This is a genomic window from Devosia sp. Soil_C_22 (assembly GCF_057657195.1).
On sequence record NZ_JBDGIY010000001.1, the window covers coordinates 328786 to 346122 of the forward strand.

The window sequence follows — 17337 nt, forward strand, 5'->3', positions numbered from 1 at the left end:
GTTCCCTCACGATACGAACTATTGGACGCTGGCCGCCGCACCTCGCGGCGGCCAATCTCACTTGATGTTTGGCGACAGCACAGCGGGTTCGGTGATGTCGGCGCGGTCGGGTCCGAGGAATCCGGCCTCGTAAGTCGGCGTGAGCTCGAGCGCCTGCTCGGCGGCGATCTCGCCGATCATCGGCCCCAGCGTGAGCCCCCAGGCCCCAAGCCCGGTAGCCACGACTGCGTTGGATGTGCTGCGCGGTCGGCCCACGATCGGATAGCCGTCGCGGCTGCGCGGCCTGAGGCCGACGCGCGTTTCGAGCAGCGTGCCCGCGCCGAGGCCGGGCGCGATGCGGAGGGTCTTGTCGAGCACCGAATGAACGCCGCCCGCCGTGACGCGCACCTCGAACCCAGCCTCGGGCTCATGGGTGCCGCCCACGACCACGCGGCCATCGGGAAAGCCGAGGAAATAGTGGCCTTCGAACGTGTTGATCACCGGCCGCCGATCGGTGGCCTTGTCGGCAAGCTGCAGGTGGACGATCTGCCCGCGCACTGGCTGCACCGACATGGCAACGCCAAGCTGCTCGAGCAGCGGCTGCGACCAGGAGCCGGTGGCGAGGATGACCTTGCCGGCCTCGAGCGGTGTGCCGTCGACATTGAGCGAAATTGAGCGATTGTCGTTGAGCCGGATATCGCCCCTGCCGGCGACAACGCTCACGCCCTTCATTTCGGCCAGCTTGCCGATCGCTGCGCACATGCGCCGCCCGTCCATGCGAGCGATGTTCTCGATATGGATGCCCTGGAGGTCGCGCCGGAACTCGGGCCAGGCCTTGCCGAGCACCTCGCCATCGACGCGCCTGACTTCGCCGAGCTCGATCCCTGCCGCGGCGAAGGCCTCGAGGCGGTCGAACAGCTCGCCGAGCCGCGGCACATCCTGCTCGCGGGTGGCGAGGACGATCTCGCCGACCTTGCCGAAGCCGACATCTGTCATGCCGGCGTCACCCAAGAGGCCTAGGATGCGCGCATAGTGAGAGATGGCCGAGGCGACAAGCCGTGACCACTCGGGGCTGGCCTCGTTGCCGCCGAGGCCGACGGGCGAAACGATGCCCGCGCCGGCGGCGCTCGCCTTGCCTTCGAGGCCGGCGTCGATCAGCGCAACCCTGGCGCCCGCCTGCACGCAACGCAATGCGGCGCTGACCCCCACGATGCCGCCACCCAGGACAGCAACATCGTATGTGGTGTCGTCCCGGATAGCTGCGGCCATTACTTCGGCCCTCGGCTGAAGGCCGGAATGATCCGCTGCGCGTTGGTCGCGATCACCTTGGTGAGCACGTCTTCGGGCAGGTCGATCGCCGAGATGGTCCAGCGGCCGGTCGGGGGCGGGTTATGGTCGGAATAGGGGAAGCACTCGTCGTCGGTGGCGAGGAAGCGCAGGTAACGGTGGTAGTCGGCCGCCTTGGGCGGGAAGATGTCGGTGCCGAACAACACCTTGTCCGGGTGCTTCAGGAACAGCTTTCGCGTCGCGCGCGGCTGGCGGCCGAGCTCGGCGACACGGGCCGAGATGTCGACGTTGAAATTCGGATAGGTCGAGATCATCCGGTCGACCCAGGCGAGATCCTCGGCGAGGCAGCCGACATGGGCGCCGATGAACTGGATGCGCGGATTGGCGGCGACGGTCTTTTCCAGCGACTCCAGCAGCCGCTCGAGGCTGGGGAATTCCGGGCCGTAGAAGTGCCAGTCCGGATGCCGCACCAGCTCCTCGAAGCGCTCGTTGGTGGCATCGAGCGGCCGGAAGAAGGCAACCGGGTCGGCGATGTGGACGAGGATCGGAATGCCGGCATCGGCGACCTCGGCCCATACCGGCGCAAGGCGCGGATCGTCGAGGAAGAACAGCTCGCCCTTCTCGTCCTTGTTACGGAGGCCAATGTCCTTCCAGAGCTTCAGCCCGCTGGCGCCCGCCTTGGCGGCGTTGCGGACCGAGAGCGCAATGCGCTCGCCCCAGCCGGCCGTCGCCGTCTCGGCCCAGTTGGGGCGGACGAAGGTGGCAAAGCGGCCCGGATAGGCGCGGTCATAGCGATCAAGCGTGACTTCGAGCTCGTCGCCCCACGGGCCATCGAGATTGACCACGCCACGGATATTGACCTCGTCGAGCATGGCGACGAAGGCCGGTACATCGGGGATCACCCAATCCTTGGTGAACCAGCGGCCGAGATGGTTATGGGCATCGTAGGCCGGGATGGGGAAGCGCTTCGGATGGTGCTCGGGAAGCTTCACCATCTGCTCGGGAAGGAACTCACTCAGCAGTAGATCCTGCGATACCTTCTCGTCCGTCATTCGCCCTCCTGCCGGCGTCTTGCCTTACGTCGGGGCAGAGTTTTCCCGTGCTCCGCCACGGCCTTCAGCCGCGGTGAGCGCCCTCTCGGGAAGTGTCATCTGCCTGTCAATCAAACCGATATGACCCAGATTGTAAGTGGATTAGATCAATGTCAATCATGGATATGAGCGAATTTGAGCCATATACGCGCATGTCGGGTTCGACATAGGTTGTAGATGCCGACGGCAGTCGGCCTGTCGCGAAGGAGGTGGCGTTGAAGTTTGGAGTCATGGGTACCGGGATGGTCGGCTCGGCCATTGCCGGCAAGCTGGTGGCACTCGGCCATTCCGTCATGCTCGGCTCGCGCGAGCCCAATGGCGGCAAGGCTGAGGCCGTGGCCAAGTCGACCGGCGCCAGCGTCGGTACGCACGCCGAGGCGGCCGCGCATGGCGAGTGGATCGTCAACGCGCTGCCGGGCGAGGAGACCGTGCCGCTGCTCAAGGGCTGCGACATCGGCGGCAAGATCCTGATCGATATCGGGAACTACAACAGCGCCGTCGACCAGCCGATCGTTACGCCGCTCGGCAACCTGATCCAGCAGACTTTTCCGACCGTGCGGCTGGTGAAGACACTCAACAATATCAGCGCCCACCTGATGGTCGATCCGGCCCACCTGGCCGGTGGCCACAGCGTCTTCATCGCCAGCAACGATGCCGACGCCAAGGCGCAGGTGACGGAGCTACTGAAGAGCTTCGGCTGGCGCGACATCGTCGATCTCGGCGACCTGACCCATGTCCGCGCCATGGAACAGCTTGTCCCGCTGTGGATGAGCCTCGAGGCCCTGTTCGGCCACCCGAACTTCCAGCTGCAGGTGGTGAGGGCGTAGCACAGCGCACTTGGCCGCCCCCTCCACCGCCTCCGGCTGTCCCCCTCCCCCGTAAACGGGGGAGGATCGCGGAGAGACCATGCCTTCTCCATATCAGGGCACTGACGGTGCGGAAAATCCTCCCCTGCGCAGCGGGGAAGGGGGACCGCCGTAGGCGGTGGAGGGGGCGACCGCTGGCACCGACCTAGCGAAACAAACTCGCGCGCTCCGCGTCGAACCCCAGATGCACGCGCTCGCCGGGCGTGACCGCAGTCCGGCCCGGCAGCGCAGCGCAGATTTCGGTGCCGCCCGAGCATTCGATGGTGATGATCGTTTCGGTGCCGACGCGCTCCACGAGGCCAGCCGTGCCGCTGAACTGGGCGTCCTTTTCGTCTGCGATGTAGAGATCGTGCGGCCGTACGCCCAGCGTCGCGGCTTCGCCCGGCTGCCAGTCGCCGCCGGCAGGGAGGGTGGCATTGCGGTTACCGGCATGGGCGAGGGTGACGAGATCGCCCTCGCGGCTGCCGACCTTGGCGTCGACGAAATTCATGCGCGGCGAGCCGATGAAGCCGGCGACGAACTTGTTGGCCGGCCGCTCGTAGAGATCGAGCGGCGAGCCTACCTGCTGCACCACGCCCTCGTTCATCACCACGATCCGGTCGGCGAGCGTCATCGCCTCGGTCTGGTCGTGGGTGACGTAAATCATGGTCGCACCGAGCGCGCGGTGGAGCTTGGCGAGCTCCATCCGCATGTCGACGCGCAGGGCCGCATCGAGGTTGGAAAGCGGCTCGTCGAACAGGAACACTTTCGGCTGCCGCACGATGGCGCGGCCGATGGCGACGCGCTGGCGCTGACCGCCCGATAGCTGCCCCGGCTTGCGCTTCAGCAGCTCGTCGATGTGGAGAATCTTTGCCGCCGCCCCGACCCGCTCGGCGATTTCGGCCTTGGGCCGGCGCTCGACCTGGAGGCCGAAGGCCATGTTGTCGAACACCGTCTTGTGCGGATAGAGCGCGTAGGACTGGAACACCATGGCGATGCCGCGCCGCGATGGCTCGACATTGTTGACCACCGCCCCGTCGATGGCAATATCGCCGCTGGTGGCAGCATCGAGGCCGGCGATCATGCGCAGCAGCGTGGACTTGCCGCAGCCCGAGGGGCCGACAAACACCACGAACTCGCCCTTCTTGATCTCGAGGTCGACGCCCTTGATCACATCGACCGAACCGAACGATTTCTTGACGTTACGCAGCGACAGCGCGGCCATGCTGGTCCCTCCTGGGTGCGACAGTCCCCGCCGCCCGGCCTAGCGAACCGGACGGCGGGGCCTTGGTCAATGATAGGCCGGCAGCAGGTTGCCGTGGGCCTCGATAAGACGATCGCAGAGCGCCCAGATCTCGTCGAGCGACAGTTCGGCAGCGGTGTGCGGGTCGAACATGGCGGCATGATAGATATGCTCGCGCTTGCCGGTCACTGCCGCTTCCACCGTCTGCCGCTGCACGTTGATCGACAGCTGCATGATCGAGGCGAGGTGCGACGGGATCGAGCCCACCGCGGTCGGCTGAATGCCGTTGCGATCGACGAGGCAGGGCACTTCCACCACCGCGTCGGAGGGCAGGTTGGCGATCAGGCCCTTGTTGTTGGGCACGTTGCCGTAGATCAGGCCCTTCTCGCCCGTCACCACCGAGCGGATGATGCCGGCGGCATATTCGTTCGACTGCTCGACTTCGATCGGTGCGGCGCCTTCGAGGTCGTGGCGGAGCTGGTGCCAGCGGTCGATCTGGCGCTCGCAGCGGTAGAGGTACTCGCCGAGGCGCAGGTTGTACTTGTCGAGCAGGTCCTGGCGGCCGCGCTTGATGAACCAGGAATTGTACTCCGAGAAGTGCACGCTGGATTCAGTCACGAAGTGGCCGACGCGACGCAGCATCTCGAAGCGAACCCGATCGTCGTCCGGCACCGGGCCGTTCTCGGCAATGGCCTTGAGGCGCGGATAGAGGTCCTCCCGGCTGCCATCAGCCAGCACCTTCTCGAACTTCAGGTAGAAGGCGACGTGGTTGATGCCGGCGCAGAGATAATTGAGGTCTTCCGGCTTCTCGCCGAGGATTTCGGCGAGCTGGTGCGAGGTTTCCTGCACCGAATGGCAGAGGCCGACCGTCCTGATGTGCGGGAACTTCTCCTTGATGGCCCAGCAGTTGATGGCCATCGGGTTGACGTACTGCAGCAGTAGTGCGTCGGGGCAGAGTTCCTCCATGTCGCGGCAGATGTCGAACAGCACCGGGATGGTGCGGAGGCCACGGAAGATGCCGCCAATGCCGAGCGTGTCGCCGATGGTCTGGTTGACGCCAAAACTGTCCGGTACCTCGAAATCGGTAACGGTCGCCGGCTTGTAGCCGCCCACCTGCATCATCAGGATCACGAAATCGGCGTCCTTCAGCATGGCGCGGCGGTCCTGCGAGGCTTCGACGCGGAGCTTGGTGAGGCCCAGCGTCTCGCCGATCCGGCGGGTCACGACCTCCGAGGTCTTGAGCCGTTCGGCATCGATGTCGTGGAGCGCGATCGTCATGTCCTGCAACGCAGGATTGGACAGCACGTCGCCGATGATCGATTGCGCGAACACGGTGCTGCCGGCACCGATGAGTGTGATTTTGGGCATGAGTCTATCCTTCACCACGCCGTGTGGTGTTGCTTGCTGTGGAGCCGGCCCGGGGGGCCGACAGGTGGAGTGAGAGGGGCTACTTCAGGCCGGCCGTGGCGATCCCCTGGATGAATTGCTTCTGGGCAAAGAAGAAGGCGACGACGATGGGCGAGATCGAGATGACGACGGCCGCCATCATGATCGCCCATTGCGCGGTGTAGAGCCGCTGGAACAGCGACAGCCCTACCGGCAGGGTCGTGGTTTCGAGATTGGCGGGCAGGTAGATCATGGCCGAGAACAGGTCGTTCCACGAGCTCATGAACGAGAACAGGGCGAGCGCCGCGAGCGCGGGTTTGGCGAGCGGCAGGTAGATGTCCCAGTAGACCCGGAAGAGGCTCGCGCCATCGAGGCGGGCCGCTTCGAGCAGGTCCATCGGGATGGTGAGGAAATACTGGCGCAGCAGGAATACGCCGAACGCACCGCCGAGGAAGTTCGGCAACCAGAGCGGTACATCGGTGCCGTAGAGCCCGAGCGTGCGGAAGATCACGAATTGCGGGATCACCGTCATCTGGTACGGCACCATCAGTGTGGCGAGCAGCAGCAGGAACAGAAAGTCCCGGCCCTTGAACTTCACCACCGCGAAGACGAACGCCCCCATCGAGCAGGTGATGAGCTGGCCGACGGTCGAGAGCAGTGCGATGCGGAAGGAGTTCCACAGCAAATGCGGGAACTGCATCAGCTCCCAGGCATTGGCGAAATTCTCGAGGGTCGGGTTCTGCGGAATGAAGTCCCGGTTGAACTGGTCGGCCGGTGGCTTCAGCGCCGTCGACAGCATCCACAGGAACGGCGCCAGCATCAGGAAGCCGCCCACGATCAGCAGCGCGTAGGTGGCGATATTGGCCGGCAGATGCCGCCGCACGGCTTCTCGCGTCAGCGGGATCGCGGGCATGGTGGTATCGGCGCTCAATGCTGCCCCCAGCGCTTCTGCAGCTGCGAGTAGACGAGGGTCAGCACCATCACGATGGCGGTGAGCACAACGGCCTGCGCCGTGGCGTTGCCCATGCGGAAGAAGCTGAAGCCTTCGCGGTAGATGTTGAACACCATGGTCGGCACGGTGGAGTTGTTGTTGCCGGTCTGGGTCAGGATGTAGACGTAGTCGAAGGCCTGGAACGCGTAGATCGTGCTTAGCACCGTCTGAAAGAAGATCGACGGCAGCAGCAGCGGCACGGTGATTTCGAGGAACTGCCGCAGGGGCTTCGCGCCCTCGATCGAGGCGGCTTCGTAGAGGTCGCGCGGAATAGCCTGCAGCCCGGCAAGGAAGATGATCATGCCCTGGCCAATGGCGCCCCAGACATTGACCACCACCACCGAGTAGAGCGCGAGGCTCGAACCCAGCCAGTGCTGCGGCTCGCCGCCGAAGAAGGAGATGACAGCGTTAAGGACGCCCCGGTCCTTGGAGTAGATCCAGGTCCAGACAAGACCGACGGCGGTCGGCGAGGTGACGACCGGGAGGAAGAAGATGAGGCGGAAAAAGCTCTTGCCGCGCACGTGCCGGTTGAGCAGCACGGCGACGCCCAGCGAGAGGGCGACCGTTGTCGGCACATAGATGGCCGAGAACACGGTGGTGTTCGTCAAGGCCTTGAGGAAATTGCGGTTGCCGGGCAGCGCCAGGTAGTTGTCGAGGCCGACCCATTCGGGCGCCGACAGCAGGTCCCAGGCGAAAAAGCTGATGCCGATGGTCGCAGCGATCGAACCGAGCGCGCCCACGGCGAGGCCGAGCAGGGTTGGCGCGAGCAGAAGCGCGACCCACAGCCGCTCGCCTCCCCTTGCACTTATGCCCTCATGCGCCATCGCTTCTGTCCCGTATGGAGTGGCGGGCGCCGGGGCGCCCGCCGGAGGTAGCTTACTGGTTGGCTTCGAGCACGGCGTCGGCCGCAGGCGGGATCTCGGCCAGAGCGTCATCGATGCTCTTTTCGCCGGTCCAGACGAGGTTCAACTCTTCGCCGACAATGCCGGACCACTCTTCATAGCCCTTGAAGCTCGGCTTGGTGCGCGCGTACTCGAGGGCGTCGATGAAGACCTTATGGTTCCCCTTGGCCGCCTGCTCGAGATAGACCGGGCTGGTCGCGACCTTCTCGAGCACCGGGATGGCAAAGCCGAGCTCGGTGAGCTTGCTCTGACCGGCCTCGCTGATCACGAACTTCACGAATTCCCAGGCTTCGTCTGGATGCTCGGTGGTTTCGGAGATCACGATGCCGGCGCTGTTGACCAGCGTGGCGCGGCCAGCGGGGCCAGCCGGGAACGGCGCGACATCCCAGTTGAACGCGTTTTCCTGGTACTGCGGGATCACCCAGTGGCCCGAGAAGGTCATCGCGGCCACATTGGCGAAAAAGCCGTCATCGCCATAGCTCTCGAGATCCTCGGCGGTCATCACCGAGCCGTCCTCGAGGTAGAGGCCGGCAAGATACTTCCACGCATCGACGGCGGGGCCTTCGGCCAGCAGCGTCTTGGTGTGGTCCTCGCTGATCGGCGCGCCACCATAGCCATAGACCACGCCGGCCCAGGTCGGCTCCATGTCGAGCAGTTCGGTCGAAATGCCCCACTGGTCGGTGTTGCCGTCGCCGTCCTTGTCGATGGTCAGCGCCTTGGCGGCGGTGCGCAGGTCCTCGAGCGTCCAGTTCTCGTCCGGATACGAGATGCCGGCGGCGTCGAACATGTCCTTGTTGTAGTAGAGGACGATGGTCTGGAAATCGCGCGGCAGGCCGAACGTGCCCTCAGCCAGCTGGTACGCCGCGAGCGGGCCTGGATAGACGCCTTCGAGCGCGGTCGGCTCGGCGGTCAGGTACGGCGTCAGGTCCTTCAGCACGCCACGGGACTGCCAGTCGGGGTAGATCGGCGCGTCCATGGCGAAGATGTCGGGCGCATTGCCGCCGGCCGTGGTGATGCGCAGGCGATCCCAGTAGCTCTCCCAGTCCGAGACTTCCACGCTCACCTTGATATCGGGGTGTGCGGCTTCGAACTCGTCCACGATCTTCTGCCAGACGGCGAGTTCCGGCGGATCGCCCCACATCATGTAGGTCAGTTCGGTCTGCGCGGCGGCGGGGGTGGCAAGCAGCGCCAGCCCGGCCAGTGCGGTGGTCGTCAAAAGCGTTCTCATCGGCGTCCCTCTCGATCGCTGGTTGGGCGAATGCGCCCCCGGCTGGCGCAGTCTCCCACTCCTCGCGCACCATCCGTCAGAAGTAGCGTCCACCTTATCCGGACAGAATTCTTCCCTGTTCAAAGCCGGGTTTTTCCGGAAAAGTAGCGATGTGACGGTTTCGTCTTGCTGGAGGCGCGAGCGACGGGCGATGCAGCCGATGTCAGGTTCTTCGAGTACGGGGCTGGCCATGCCCGAAATGGATGTCGACCTCCTCAGCCACGAGTTCTGCATCGAAACCCACATGGCCGATGCCATGCCGGTCTCGCACTGGCACGATCACATCGAGGTCAACTACCTGTGGTCCGGCACACTGCGCTACCTGATCAACGGCCGGCTGCTGACCCTGAACGCCGGCGATCTCTGCGTCTTCTGGGCCGCCTCGCCGCACCAGGTGATCTCGGTCGAGCCCGAGCAGCGGCTGAGCTGTGCCTATGTCCCGCTCTCGATGTTCCTCGCCCTCAACATGGCGCCGCAGTTTCGCCGCTCGCTGCTGCATGGTGGCGTGTTCTTCGGCCGGGGCGACGACGAGGGCGACCGCTACACTTTCGCGCGCTGGACGCGTGAGTGGTTCGACGCCGACGAGCCGCGCCGCCGGCTGCTCGAGGAGGAGGTCGGCCTCAGGCTGAAGCGGCTCTCCTGGTCGGCTACTTTTGCGGAAAGCGAGCCGCCGGCTACGCGAGGCGCCGGCCATCGCGCCGTCCGCCACACCGAGGTGATGACCCGGTTCATCCACGAGCGGCTGAGTGGCCGGCTGACCGTCGCCGACGTGGTCGCGGCTTCCGGCCTCCACCCCACCAACGCACACGCCGCCTTCGCCCGCGTGCTCGGCATGACCATCGGCGAATATATTCGCCGCCAGCGCCTGCGCCACGCCATGCGCCTGCTCGTCGACACCGACGTCGAGATTGCGCAGATCGCCTTCGATTGCGGCTACAGCTCGGTCGGCCGCCTCTATGACGCCTTCCAGCAGCGCCTCAAGAAGACGCCGCGGGCATATCGTCTCGAGTTTCGCGGTTATGCGTCGGGCAACGCGGCGCGCCGCTAGACGGCGAGCGCGAGCCCGTCCTTGCGAGGATCCGAGCCTGCGAACAGCACGCCGTTCACCGGCATGATCGCCTGTGCCCCGCCATAGGAAATGCCCGCCTCCACGACCGGATGCCCGCGCCGCACCAGCTCTTCGACCGTCGCGGCCGGGATCGAGCGTTCCGCTTCGAAGGCCTTGCCGGTCCGAAGCCCACGCGGCGCGTCGATGGCTTCCTGCACGTCCATGCCGAAATCGACGATGTTCTGCAGCACCTGCACCTGGCCGACGGGTTGGTAGAAACCCTGCATCACACCATAGGAAAGGAAGGGCGCAGCGCCCCTGGTGACGAAGCCGGGGATGATGGTGTGCAGCGAACGCTTGCGCGGTTCCACCACATTGGGATGACCCGCCTTGGTCGAGAAGCCCGAGCCTCGATTCTGGAACAGCACGCCCGTGCGCGAGCAGGTGATGGCCGAGCCGAAGGCGCCGGAGATCGAGCTGATGAACGAGCAGAAATTGCCCTCGGCATCGGCGGTGGTCAGGTAGATCGTGTCGTTCGGGCCGATCGGCTCGACCACGGCGTCGGCCATCGCCTTCCTGAGGTCGATGCGCTCGCGCATGCGCTCGGCGTAGCGCTCCGAGATCATCTCCTCGGTCGGCACATGCGCGCGCTCGGGGTCGGCGATATACGCATCCCGCGCGGCCGCCGCCAGGCGATAGGCCTCGATCTGCAGGTGGAAGCGGTCCGCCCCGCGCGGATCGAGGTTCTGGTGCTCGAAACCCTTGAGGATGTTGAGCATCATGGCCGCCACCAGCCCCTGCCCATTGGGCGGGATCTGGTAGACGTCGTGACCGCGATAGTTGATCCGCACCGGCTCGACCATCTTGGGCCGCCACTCGGCGAAATCAGCCAGCGTATGCCGCCCGCCCGCTTCGTTGAGGCTCGCGACCATACCGGCCGCGATCGGCCCGGTATAGAACGCATCCGCGCCGCCTTCGGCAATCGCCTCGAGGGTTTTGGCCAGTAGCGGGTGTCGCAGCACGTCGCCGGTTCTGGGCGCCTTGCCATCGAGCAGGAACTGATCGCGCGAAGCTGCGACTGCCCCGAGCCGCGTCACATGCCCAGGCCAATCCGAGGCGATGCGCTCGGCCACCGGCCAGCCATCTCGCGCCGCAACGATGGCGGGCTGCAGCAATTCGCCCAGCTTGCGCGAGCCGAAGGCGCCGAGCAGCATTTCCCACGAGCGCACCGCGCCCGGAACGGTGACCGAATGCGCGCTGTCGCCGCTGATGCTGTCGATCCCCTGCGCTTTCAGCCAGTCGAGCGACAGGCCTTCCGGCGCCCAGCCGGAGCCGTTGAGCCCGTGCAGCTTCCTGTCCCGCGCCGACCAGTAGAGCACGAAGGTGTCGCCGCCGATGCCGACGCTGTGCGGCTCCACCACTCCCAGCAGCGCCGATGCCGCCACCGCTGCGTCCACCGCATTGCCACCGCTGCGCAGCACCTCCATCGCCACCAGTGTTGCCTGCTGGTGCGAGGTCGCGGCTGCGTAGCGCGTCCCGATCGAAACGGAGCGCCCGGGGAAGTGGAAGTCTCTCATGCTGGTTCCGTGGGTTGCGCGGCCCCTCGGCCGCCATAGGTCGTGTGTCGCATCGACAAGACGCGCACCCTGCGACAGCGGTCGGCATGATTTCAAGTTCGGCTAAAGTCGTGTCGGTCGCCTACTTCGGCGTCGGAGCCCCGGCGTCGATCAGCCCCTCGCTACGTAGTTCCGCCCACAGGGCGGCCGGGATCGCCTCGTTGAGATAGCCGATATTGGACACGACTTCCTCGGGTCGGGCCCCGCCCGGGATCACGGCCACGACGGCTGGATGCGCCAGCGGAAACTGCAGCGCCGCCGCCGGCAGCGAGGTGCTGTGCCGCTTGCACACTTCCGAGATTCGTCGGGTCTTTTCCTGGATGTCCTCGGGCGCGATCTGGTAGCGATAGCGCGCCGTCGGCCCTGGCCCGGTGACCAGAATCCCCGAAGCATAGGGTGCCCCGATGATCACCGAGATGTTGTTCTCGGTGCAGTAGCGCAGGCCGGAATGCAGGCCCGACTGGTCGAGCAGCGTGTAAGGCATCGCGACGATGCAGAAATCGAGCGGCACCCGCCGCGCGAAGGTGTCGAGCGAGGCAGTCGCGTTGAGCCCCATGCCGACCGCTTTTATGTGCCCAGAACGCTTCAGTTCCTCGAGCGCCTTGATGCCGGAACGGGCGAGATCGTCGATGCTGGGCCCCCCTTCGTTGAGCGACTGCTCAGGGTCGTGGATCAACAGCGCGTCGACCGTATCGAGCCCGAGCCGCAGCAGGCTCTGCTCATAGGAACGCATGATGCCGTCATAGGAATAGTCCCAGACGATCTCCATATTCAGCCCGCCGCCCCAGGGAGTGCGGTCGAAGCTGCGCGGGTTGCCCGGCCGTCGGAAATAGCGTCCGACCTTGGTCGTGAGGATGAATTCCTCGCGCGGCTTGTCGATCAGAAAGCTGCCGACCCGGTGCTCGCTCAGCCCGCGCCCGTAGTAGGGCGCCGTGTCGAAGAAGCGCACGCCCTGGTCCCAGGCTGCCGTCAGCGTGTCATGGGCCACCTCGCCTGACACACGGTGGTACATGCCGCCCAGATGCGCGGCCCCGAAGCCGAAGGCCGGAACGGAAAAGCTGGTGCCGCCAACCTGACGGGTATGCGCAAGATCGATCTGCATGATTTTGTCCTAGAGTGCCATTTTTTCGATGGCCTTGAGGTCGAGGCCGTGGCCGAAGCCGGGCTCGTCGCTGACCACGACATAACCGTCCTTGGGCACCGCCATGCCCGGATAGCCGCTGGCCTGTTCGAGCGGCTGGCCGGGGGCCGCGCCGACGAAATACTCGCCCCAGCGCGTATTGGTCGACGAGAAGGTGAAGTGCTGACCATAGGGTGTATTCATGCCCGCATGGCAGATCACCTCGAGCCCCGCCGCATCGGCGATGGCAGCGATCTTCTGCACCGCCGTGAAGCCGCCGACCCAGTGGATATCGGGCTGGAAGATGTCGGCCACGCGATCCTTGGCCGCCTCGAAGAAGGTGTAGGGCGTATACCAATGCTCGCCGGTGGCCAGCGTCATCCACGGCAGCCGCTCGCGCAGCGCCTTGTGCGATGTGTGGTCCTCAGGGATCAGGCAGTCCTCGATCCACTTGAGGTTGAAGGGCTTCAGCCGATGCGCCAGCCGCACCGCGAATTCTACATCGAACGCCATCCAGCAATCGAGCATCAGCTCGACATGCGGCCCGATCAGTTCGCGCGCCCTGCCGACAAAGGCCTCGTTCTTGTCCAGCGCCTCGAGCCCGTCGGCCGTGCCATAAGGGCAGGCGAGCTTGGTCGCCTTGAAGCCCAGTTCCATGTGCCAATCGGTATCGTTGCCCGTGGCGTAGCAGAACTGCCTGTCGCGCGCCGCGCCGCCCGCCAGCTCGTAGACCGGCAGCTTCAACACGCGACCCTTCAGGTCCCACAGAGCGAGGTCGACACCGCTGATCGCATAGGAGGCAAGACCCGACGCCGAGTAGGGCGAGGCGATGCGCATCATCATGTCGTAGAGCTTTTCGGTGCCCAGCGCGCCCTCGCCCACCAGCAGCGGTCCGATATGGTCGTTGATCAGGCTGATCGTCGGCTGGCCGAAACCGGTCGTGCCGAAACCCCACGAGCCGTCATCGGCCGTCACCAGCACGCCGACGGTGGGAAAGTTGGAAAGCCAGCTCGCCCGCAATGCCTTGTAGCGCGGGTAGCGCGACATCGGGTTGGCCACCTCGGCATCTTTGGTCCAGGGAGGGCGGCGTACCGTGTCCTGCTGCTGGGCCGCCTCGTAGGTGCCGCCCGCGACCGGATTGGCGATGGCAAAGGCTTCGATGGATTTGATCTTCAAGCTGCCCACTCCTCCGCTGCGCCAGCACTTAGCTACGCGTGCCGCGTTGAGGCGATGCAACTTTAGAGTGAAATACGTGGAACACCTGGCATCTCGGTTCGGCCGGCTAGAACTCGATCGGTTCCTGCATCAACCCGACGCCGAATCTGTCGAGCACGGTCCGCTTCACCCTGTCAGCCAGCGTCGACACGTCGCGATAGGTCGCCCCGCCGTGGTTGACGATGATCAGCGCATGCTTGTCGTAGATGCCCGCGCCGCCCTCGCGAACGCCCTTGAGCCCACAGGCATCGATCAGCCAGGCGGCCGACAGCTTGATCGCACCACCCGGCTGCGGGTAGCGCGGCCCGCCCGCGATGCGCTGTGCCACCTCCACCGGCACCACCGGGTTGTGGAAGAACGAGCCGGCATTGCCGATCCTGCGCCAGTCCGGAAGTTTCTCTGCCCGGATCGCAGCGACGCGCGCATGTATGGTTGGCGCATCGACATCGGCTGGCAGCGTGTCGAGCCCGGCGTAGCTGAGCACCGGCCGCCATTCGGCGGGTAGCGCGAATGTAACATCCAGCACGATGTAGCGATTGCCGGTCTGCTTCAGCAGGCTGTTGCGGTAGGCGAACTTCAACTCGTCCCGCGTGAACGTGCGGCGCATCCGGCTCGCCGTGTCGAACGCCGTGAGCGAGTGAAACCGATCGGCCAGCTCGATCCCGTAGGCCCCGATATTCTGCACGGGCGCCGCGCCGACCGTGCCCGGAATGCTGGCGAGGTTTTCGAGCCCCCACAGCCCCTCCGCCAGGGTCCAGGCGACGAACTCGGCCCAGTCCTCGCCCGCCGCCGCTCGTACCAGTACGTGTTCACTGTTGCGCTCGACTACCTCGCGGCCCTTGCTCGTCATCACTCCGACCACGGCATCGAGCCGGTCGCGCAGCACCAGGTTGCTGCCGCCGCCGATGATGCGCAGCGGCAGGCCGGCGAGCCGGGCCTGCGCCGCGAGATCCTCGAGTTGTTCGGCAGAACCGACGAGCCCGCCCAGTTGCGCCTGTGAGGGCAAGCCCAGCGTATTGCGCGCGGTCAGGTCGAAATCGGAGGTGAGCTTCATGCCGCCGGAGTAGCAGGCGTATCACGCGGCGCGCAACACCTGCGTCAGCCGAGCATCCCGTCGAGCTTGGCGTCGATCAACTGCGCGACTGTGACCACCTCGACCTGCATGCCGAAGCGGTTGTGATAGACCTCGAGCGCGGCGTCATGCGTCTGGTCCGCCGATGAGCACACCGCGTCTGTGGCGATGATCACGCGATAGCCAAGGTCCATCGCCCCGATGACCGCGGCCAGCACGCAGACTTCCGTCTCCGCGCCGGAGATCACCACCGTATCGACGCCTAACGCGCGTAGCAGCCGGTGCAGCCGTCCATCGACCCAGGGGCTATAGACCGGCTTGTCGAACAGCCGCGCCGGCGGTACGTGCCGTGTCAGTTCGGGCACCAGTTCGAGCAGGTCCAGGTCGAGCCGCTCGAGCGTCATGTTCGGCCAACGCTCGTAGTACCGCTGCCACGCTCCCGGCGCTTCGGCCGCGCTCATCGGCGGCACGAACCTGGTGAACAGCGTCCGCTCCGGCGCCAGCTCGACCAGCTGGATCACCTTGGGCAGCACGATCGGCAGCCATGGTGTCTGCCAATCTGTTGGTTCGGCGAACATACGCTGCATGTCGATGCACAAATGTACCCAGCTCTCGCCGAGCGGGCCGAAAGCGAGGCCGTTCTTATCGACCGGGCCGGGCGTATTGCCCGATGTGGTGGAGGATTGCAGCATCCCCATCAATGGCGCCGCCACGCTACGGTTCCGCGACGTCTCTCAACGGTTGGCGAACACATCGACGCGAGGCCAGATCGGCCGCGTCATCTTGCGGTACTTGGTGACCCGCGGATCGTCGGGGTAAGGTCCTGCGACGCGGGCATACAGCACCTCGCGCGCGATCGGCTTGAACCCGGCGAAGAAGTGGTTGGTCGACTTGACCAGCAGCAGGGTCTTGCTCGAAAAATCGACGCCGAGATTGGTGAAGATGTCGGGCTCGAACGTCTGCGTGCGGTTGGTGTTGAGGATTACATCGATCTCCGTGCCGACGATGCGAACCACTGCCGCCACGCCCAGCGGCACCTGGCTTTTTCCGAACGACTGCCAGCCGGCTTCGGTCGTCCTGAGCACTTCCACGCGCGCGTCGATCGGTTTGCCGGAAGTGTTGCCCGCCTTGCCGCCGAAGCGCAGGTCCATCACCGCACCTTCGCCCGCCGCGAGGCAGAACGCCGCCGCCTGCGGGTCCCAGATGGTCGCGACCCCGACCTTGTCGACGCCCGCCGCGATGATTGCCCGCAGCGCCACGGTATTGTCGCCGGCGACCCCACCGCCCGGATTGTCCCAAACATCGGCAACGACGAACGGCCGGTCTCCCGGCCCAGCCGCCGCAACATGCCTGAGCGTCTCCTCGATGCTCGCCATGGGCATCGCCGTCCTGCCGCGCATTGCCTGCAGCTCGCGTCCTAGCTTCTCAGCCAGCGCTGCGCCTTTTTCGGGCGCGTTGTCGGTCACCACCATCACGCGTGAGCCCATTTCTGGCACGTCGCCGGCCATGAAGCCGTGGATGAACGACACCGAGAGGATGTCATCCTTGCCCTGCAGCGCCATCATCCTGTCGACGAACGAACGCATCGGCTCCTGGCTGGTCGGATAGACCCCGATCATTTCGCAATCGAAGGTCGAGATCACCGGCCTGATTTCGCCGCGCACGGCGCGTAACGCGAGATCCACGACGTGCTCGCCGCGCTCGTAGAAATCGGTGTGCGGGAACTCGAGGAAGCTCGCGAGGATATTCGAGGCCTCGACGCGCTTCGGCGTCAGGTGGCTGTGCGGATCGAGCTCGGCGGCGATCACCACGTCCGGTCCAACCATCTCTCGCACGCGAGCCAGCAGATCCCCCTCCGGGTCGTCATAGCCATTGGCGACCATCGCACCATGCAGGCCCAACACCACGCCATCGACCGGTAGCGCCGCCTCCAACTGCCCCAGGATCTCGTCGCGCAGCGTCTCGTACACGTCCTTGCGGATCAGCCCGCCCGGCTCCGCCCAGGCCGAGGTCCCCTCGATCACCGTGAAACCTTCCGCCTTGCCGCGCTGGCGCAGCACGACGACCGGCGACGAGCAGAGCGTCGGCGTTTCCGGATGGTCGCCCGGCCCGGCGTAGAAGGTGTTCTTGAACGAGGCCATATCGGTCGGCACCGGCGAGAACGTATTGGTTTCGGTAGCGAGCGACGCAGTAAAGACGCGCATGGGCGAGGCCGTTCCAGGGATAGGTTTGGGCGAGCAGAACCGGATTGCGATCAGACTGATAAGTTCGCTGC

Annotated in this window: 15 protein-coding genes; 2 read left to right on the plus strand and 13 right to left on the minus strand. The window is 65.4% G+C overall.

Annotated features, from left to right (window positions below; translation table 11 throughout):
- Nucleotides 1–57: 57 nt before the first annotated feature.
- Both AC3A6I_RS01515 and AC3A6I_RS01520 read right to left on the minus strand, forming a co-directional pair.
- Nucleotides 58–1248, minus strand: a complete 1191-nt coding sequence (locus AC3A6I_RS01515; RefSeq protein ID WP_487541264.1) for an NAD(P)/FAD-dependent oxidoreductase — start codon at nucleotides 1246–1248, stop codon at nucleotides 58–60.
- A complete protein-coding gene (locus AC3A6I_RS01520) occupies nucleotides 1248–2318 on the minus strand; it encodes an amidohydrolase family protein (RefSeq protein WP_487541266.1) in 1071 nt (356 codons plus the stop codon). The genes AC3A6I_RS01515 and AC3A6I_RS01520 overlap by 1 nt, the downstream gene beginning before the upstream one ends.
- A 254-nt stretch (nucleotides 2319–2572) precedes the next feature.
- Between AC3A6I_RS01520 and AC3A6I_RS01525 the strand changes: the two genes are divergently transcribed.
- Nucleotides 2573–3184, plus strand: a complete 612-nt coding sequence (locus tag AC3A6I_RS01525) for an NADPH-dependent F420 reductase (protein WP_487541267.1) — start codon at nucleotides 2573–2575, stop codon at nucleotides 3182–3184.
- Nucleotides 3185–3368: 184 nt separating this feature from the next.
- On the opposite strand, the gene AC3A6I_RS01530 is transcribed toward AC3A6I_RS01525, so the two are convergent.
- The 5 genes from AC3A6I_RS01530 to AC3A6I_RS01550 form a co-directional block, all read right to left on the minus strand.
- A complete protein-coding gene (locus AC3A6I_RS01530; RefSeq protein WP_487541268.1) occupies nucleotides 3369–4427 on the minus strand; it encodes an ABC transporter ATP-binding protein in 1059 nt (352 codons plus the stop codon).
- 66 nt (nucleotides 4428–4493) lie between these two features.
- Nucleotides 4494–5813, minus strand: coding sequence for an alpha-galactosidase (melA, locus tag AC3A6I_RS01535; protein ID WP_487541270.1), 1320 nt, complete (start codon nucleotides 5811–5813; stop codon nucleotides 4494–4496).
- A gap of 79 nt (nucleotides 5814–5892) precedes the next feature.
- Nucleotides 5893–6762: a carbohydrate ABC transporter permease gene (locus AC3A6I_RS01540; protein ID WP_487541272.1), complete on the minus strand. Its 870-nt coding sequence runs from the start codon at nucleotides 6760–6762 to the stop codon at nucleotides 5893–5895.
- Nucleotides 6759–7646: a carbohydrate ABC transporter permease gene (locus AC3A6I_RS01545; RefSeq protein ID WP_487541274.1), complete on the minus strand. Its 888-nt coding sequence runs from the start codon at nucleotides 7644–7646 to the stop codon at nucleotides 6759–6761. The genes AC3A6I_RS01540 and AC3A6I_RS01545 overlap by 4 nt, the downstream gene beginning before the upstream one ends.
- Nucleotides 7647–7698: 52 nt before the next feature.
- Nucleotides 7699–8952 carry an ABC transporter substrate-binding protein gene (locus AC3A6I_RS01550; RefSeq protein WP_487541275.1) on the minus strand — a complete coding sequence of 418 codons (1254 nt, stop codon included), beginning with the start codon at nucleotides 8950–8952 and terminating at the stop codon, nucleotides 7699–7701.
- A 229-nt stretch (nucleotides 8953–9181) separates the two neighbouring features.
- On the opposite strand from AC3A6I_RS01550, the gene AC3A6I_RS01555 reads away from it, so the two are divergent.
- Nucleotides 9182–10039, plus strand: a complete 858-nt coding sequence (locus AC3A6I_RS01555; RefSeq protein WP_487541277.1) for a helix-turn-helix domain-containing protein — start codon at nucleotides 9182–9184, stop codon at nucleotides 10037–10039.
- Here AC3A6I_RS01555 and ggt read toward each other — a convergent pair.
- The 6 genes from ggt to AC3A6I_RS01585 all read right to left on the minus strand — a co-directional run bounded on the left by ggt (nucleotide 10036) and on the right by AC3A6I_RS01585 (nucleotide 17266).
- Entirely contained in the window at nucleotides 10036–11616 is a 1581-nt protein-coding gene (gene ggt / locus AC3A6I_RS01560) for a gamma-glutamyltransferase (protein ID WP_487541278.1), read from the minus strand. The genes AC3A6I_RS01555 and ggt overlap by 4 nt on opposite strands.
- A 121-nt stretch (nucleotides 11617–11737) precedes the next feature.
- A complete protein-coding gene (locus tag AC3A6I_RS01565) occupies nucleotides 11738–12757 on the minus strand; it encodes an aldo/keto reductase (protein WP_487541279.1) in 1020 nt (339 codons plus the stop codon).
- A gap of 9 nt (nucleotides 12758–12766) precedes the next feature.
- Entirely contained in the window at nucleotides 12767–13951 is a 1185-nt protein-coding gene (locus AC3A6I_RS01570) for an enolase C-terminal domain-like protein (RefSeq protein WP_487541280.1), read from the minus strand.
- 106 nt (nucleotides 13952–14057) lie between these two features.
- Nucleotides 14058–15044 carry a UDP-N-acetylmuramate dehydrogenase gene (murB, locus tag AC3A6I_RS01575; protein WP_487541282.1) on the minus strand — a complete coding sequence of 329 codons (987 nt, stop codon included), beginning with the start codon at nucleotides 15042–15044 and terminating at the stop codon, nucleotides 14058–14060.
- A 44-nt stretch (nucleotides 15045–15088) separates the two neighbouring features.
- On the minus strand, nucleotides 15089–15754 hold the full coding sequence (locus tag AC3A6I_RS01580) for a cysteine hydrolase family protein (protein WP_487544965.1): 666 nt from the start codon (nucleotides 15752–15754) through the stop codon (nucleotides 15089–15091).
- Between the two features lie 42 nt (nucleotides 15755–15796).
- Nucleotides 15797–17266 carry a M81 family metallopeptidase gene (locus AC3A6I_RS01585; RefSeq protein ID WP_487541284.1) on the minus strand — a complete coding sequence of 490 codons (1470 nt, stop codon included), beginning with the start codon at nucleotides 17264–17266 and terminating at the stop codon, nucleotides 15797–15799.
- Nucleotides 17267–17337: the final 71 nt, after the last annotated feature.

Bases quoted from the DNA above. Each gene is read 5' to 3' on its own strand.
- AC3A6I_RS01515 (WP_487541264.1), bottom strand. From the start codon at position 1,248: ATGGCCGCAGCTATCCGGGACGACACCACATACGATGTTGCTGTCCTG.
- AC3A6I_RS01545 (WP_487541274.1), bottom strand. From the start codon at position 7,646: ATGGCGCATGAGGGCATAAGTGCAAGGGGAGGCGAGCGGCTGTGGGTC.
- melA (WP_487541270.1), bottom strand. From the start codon at position 5,813: ATGCCCAAAATCACACTCATCGGTGCCGGCAGCACCGTGTTCGCGCAA.
- murB (WP_487541282.1), bottom strand. From the start codon at position 15,044: ATGAAGCTCACCTCCGATTTCGACCTGACCGCGCGCAATACGCTGGGC.
- AC3A6I_RS01520 (WP_487541266.1), bottom strand. From the start codon at position 2,318: ATGACGGACGAGAAGGTATCGCAGGATCTACTGCTGAGTGAGTTCCTT.
- AC3A6I_RS01565 (WP_487541279.1), bottom strand. From the start codon at position 12,757: ATGCAGATCGATCTTGCGCATACCCGTCAGGTTGGCGGCACCAGCTTT.
- AC3A6I_RS01580 (WP_487544965.1), bottom strand. From the start codon at position 15,754: ATGCTGCAATCCTCCACCACATCGGGCAATACGCCCGGCCCGGTCGAT.
- AC3A6I_RS01550 (WP_487541275.1), bottom strand. From the start codon at position 8,952: ATGAGAACGCTTTTGACGACCACCGCACTGGCCGGGCTGGCGCTGCTT.
- AC3A6I_RS01530 (WP_487541268.1), bottom strand. From the start codon at position 4,427: ATGGCCGCGCTGTCGCTGCGTAACGTCAAGAAATCGTTCGGTTCGGTC.
- ggt (WP_487541278.1), bottom strand. From the start codon at position 11,616: ATGAGAGACTTCCACTTCCCCGGGCGCTCCGTTTCGATCGGGACGCGC.
- AC3A6I_RS01585 (WP_487541284.1), bottom strand. From the start codon at position 17,266: ATGCGCGTCTTTACTGCGTCGCTCGCTACCGAAACCAATACGTTCTCG.
- AC3A6I_RS01555 (WP_487541277.1), top strand. From the start codon at position 9,182: ATGCCCGAAATGGATGTCGACCTCCTCAGCCACGAGTTCTGCATCGAA.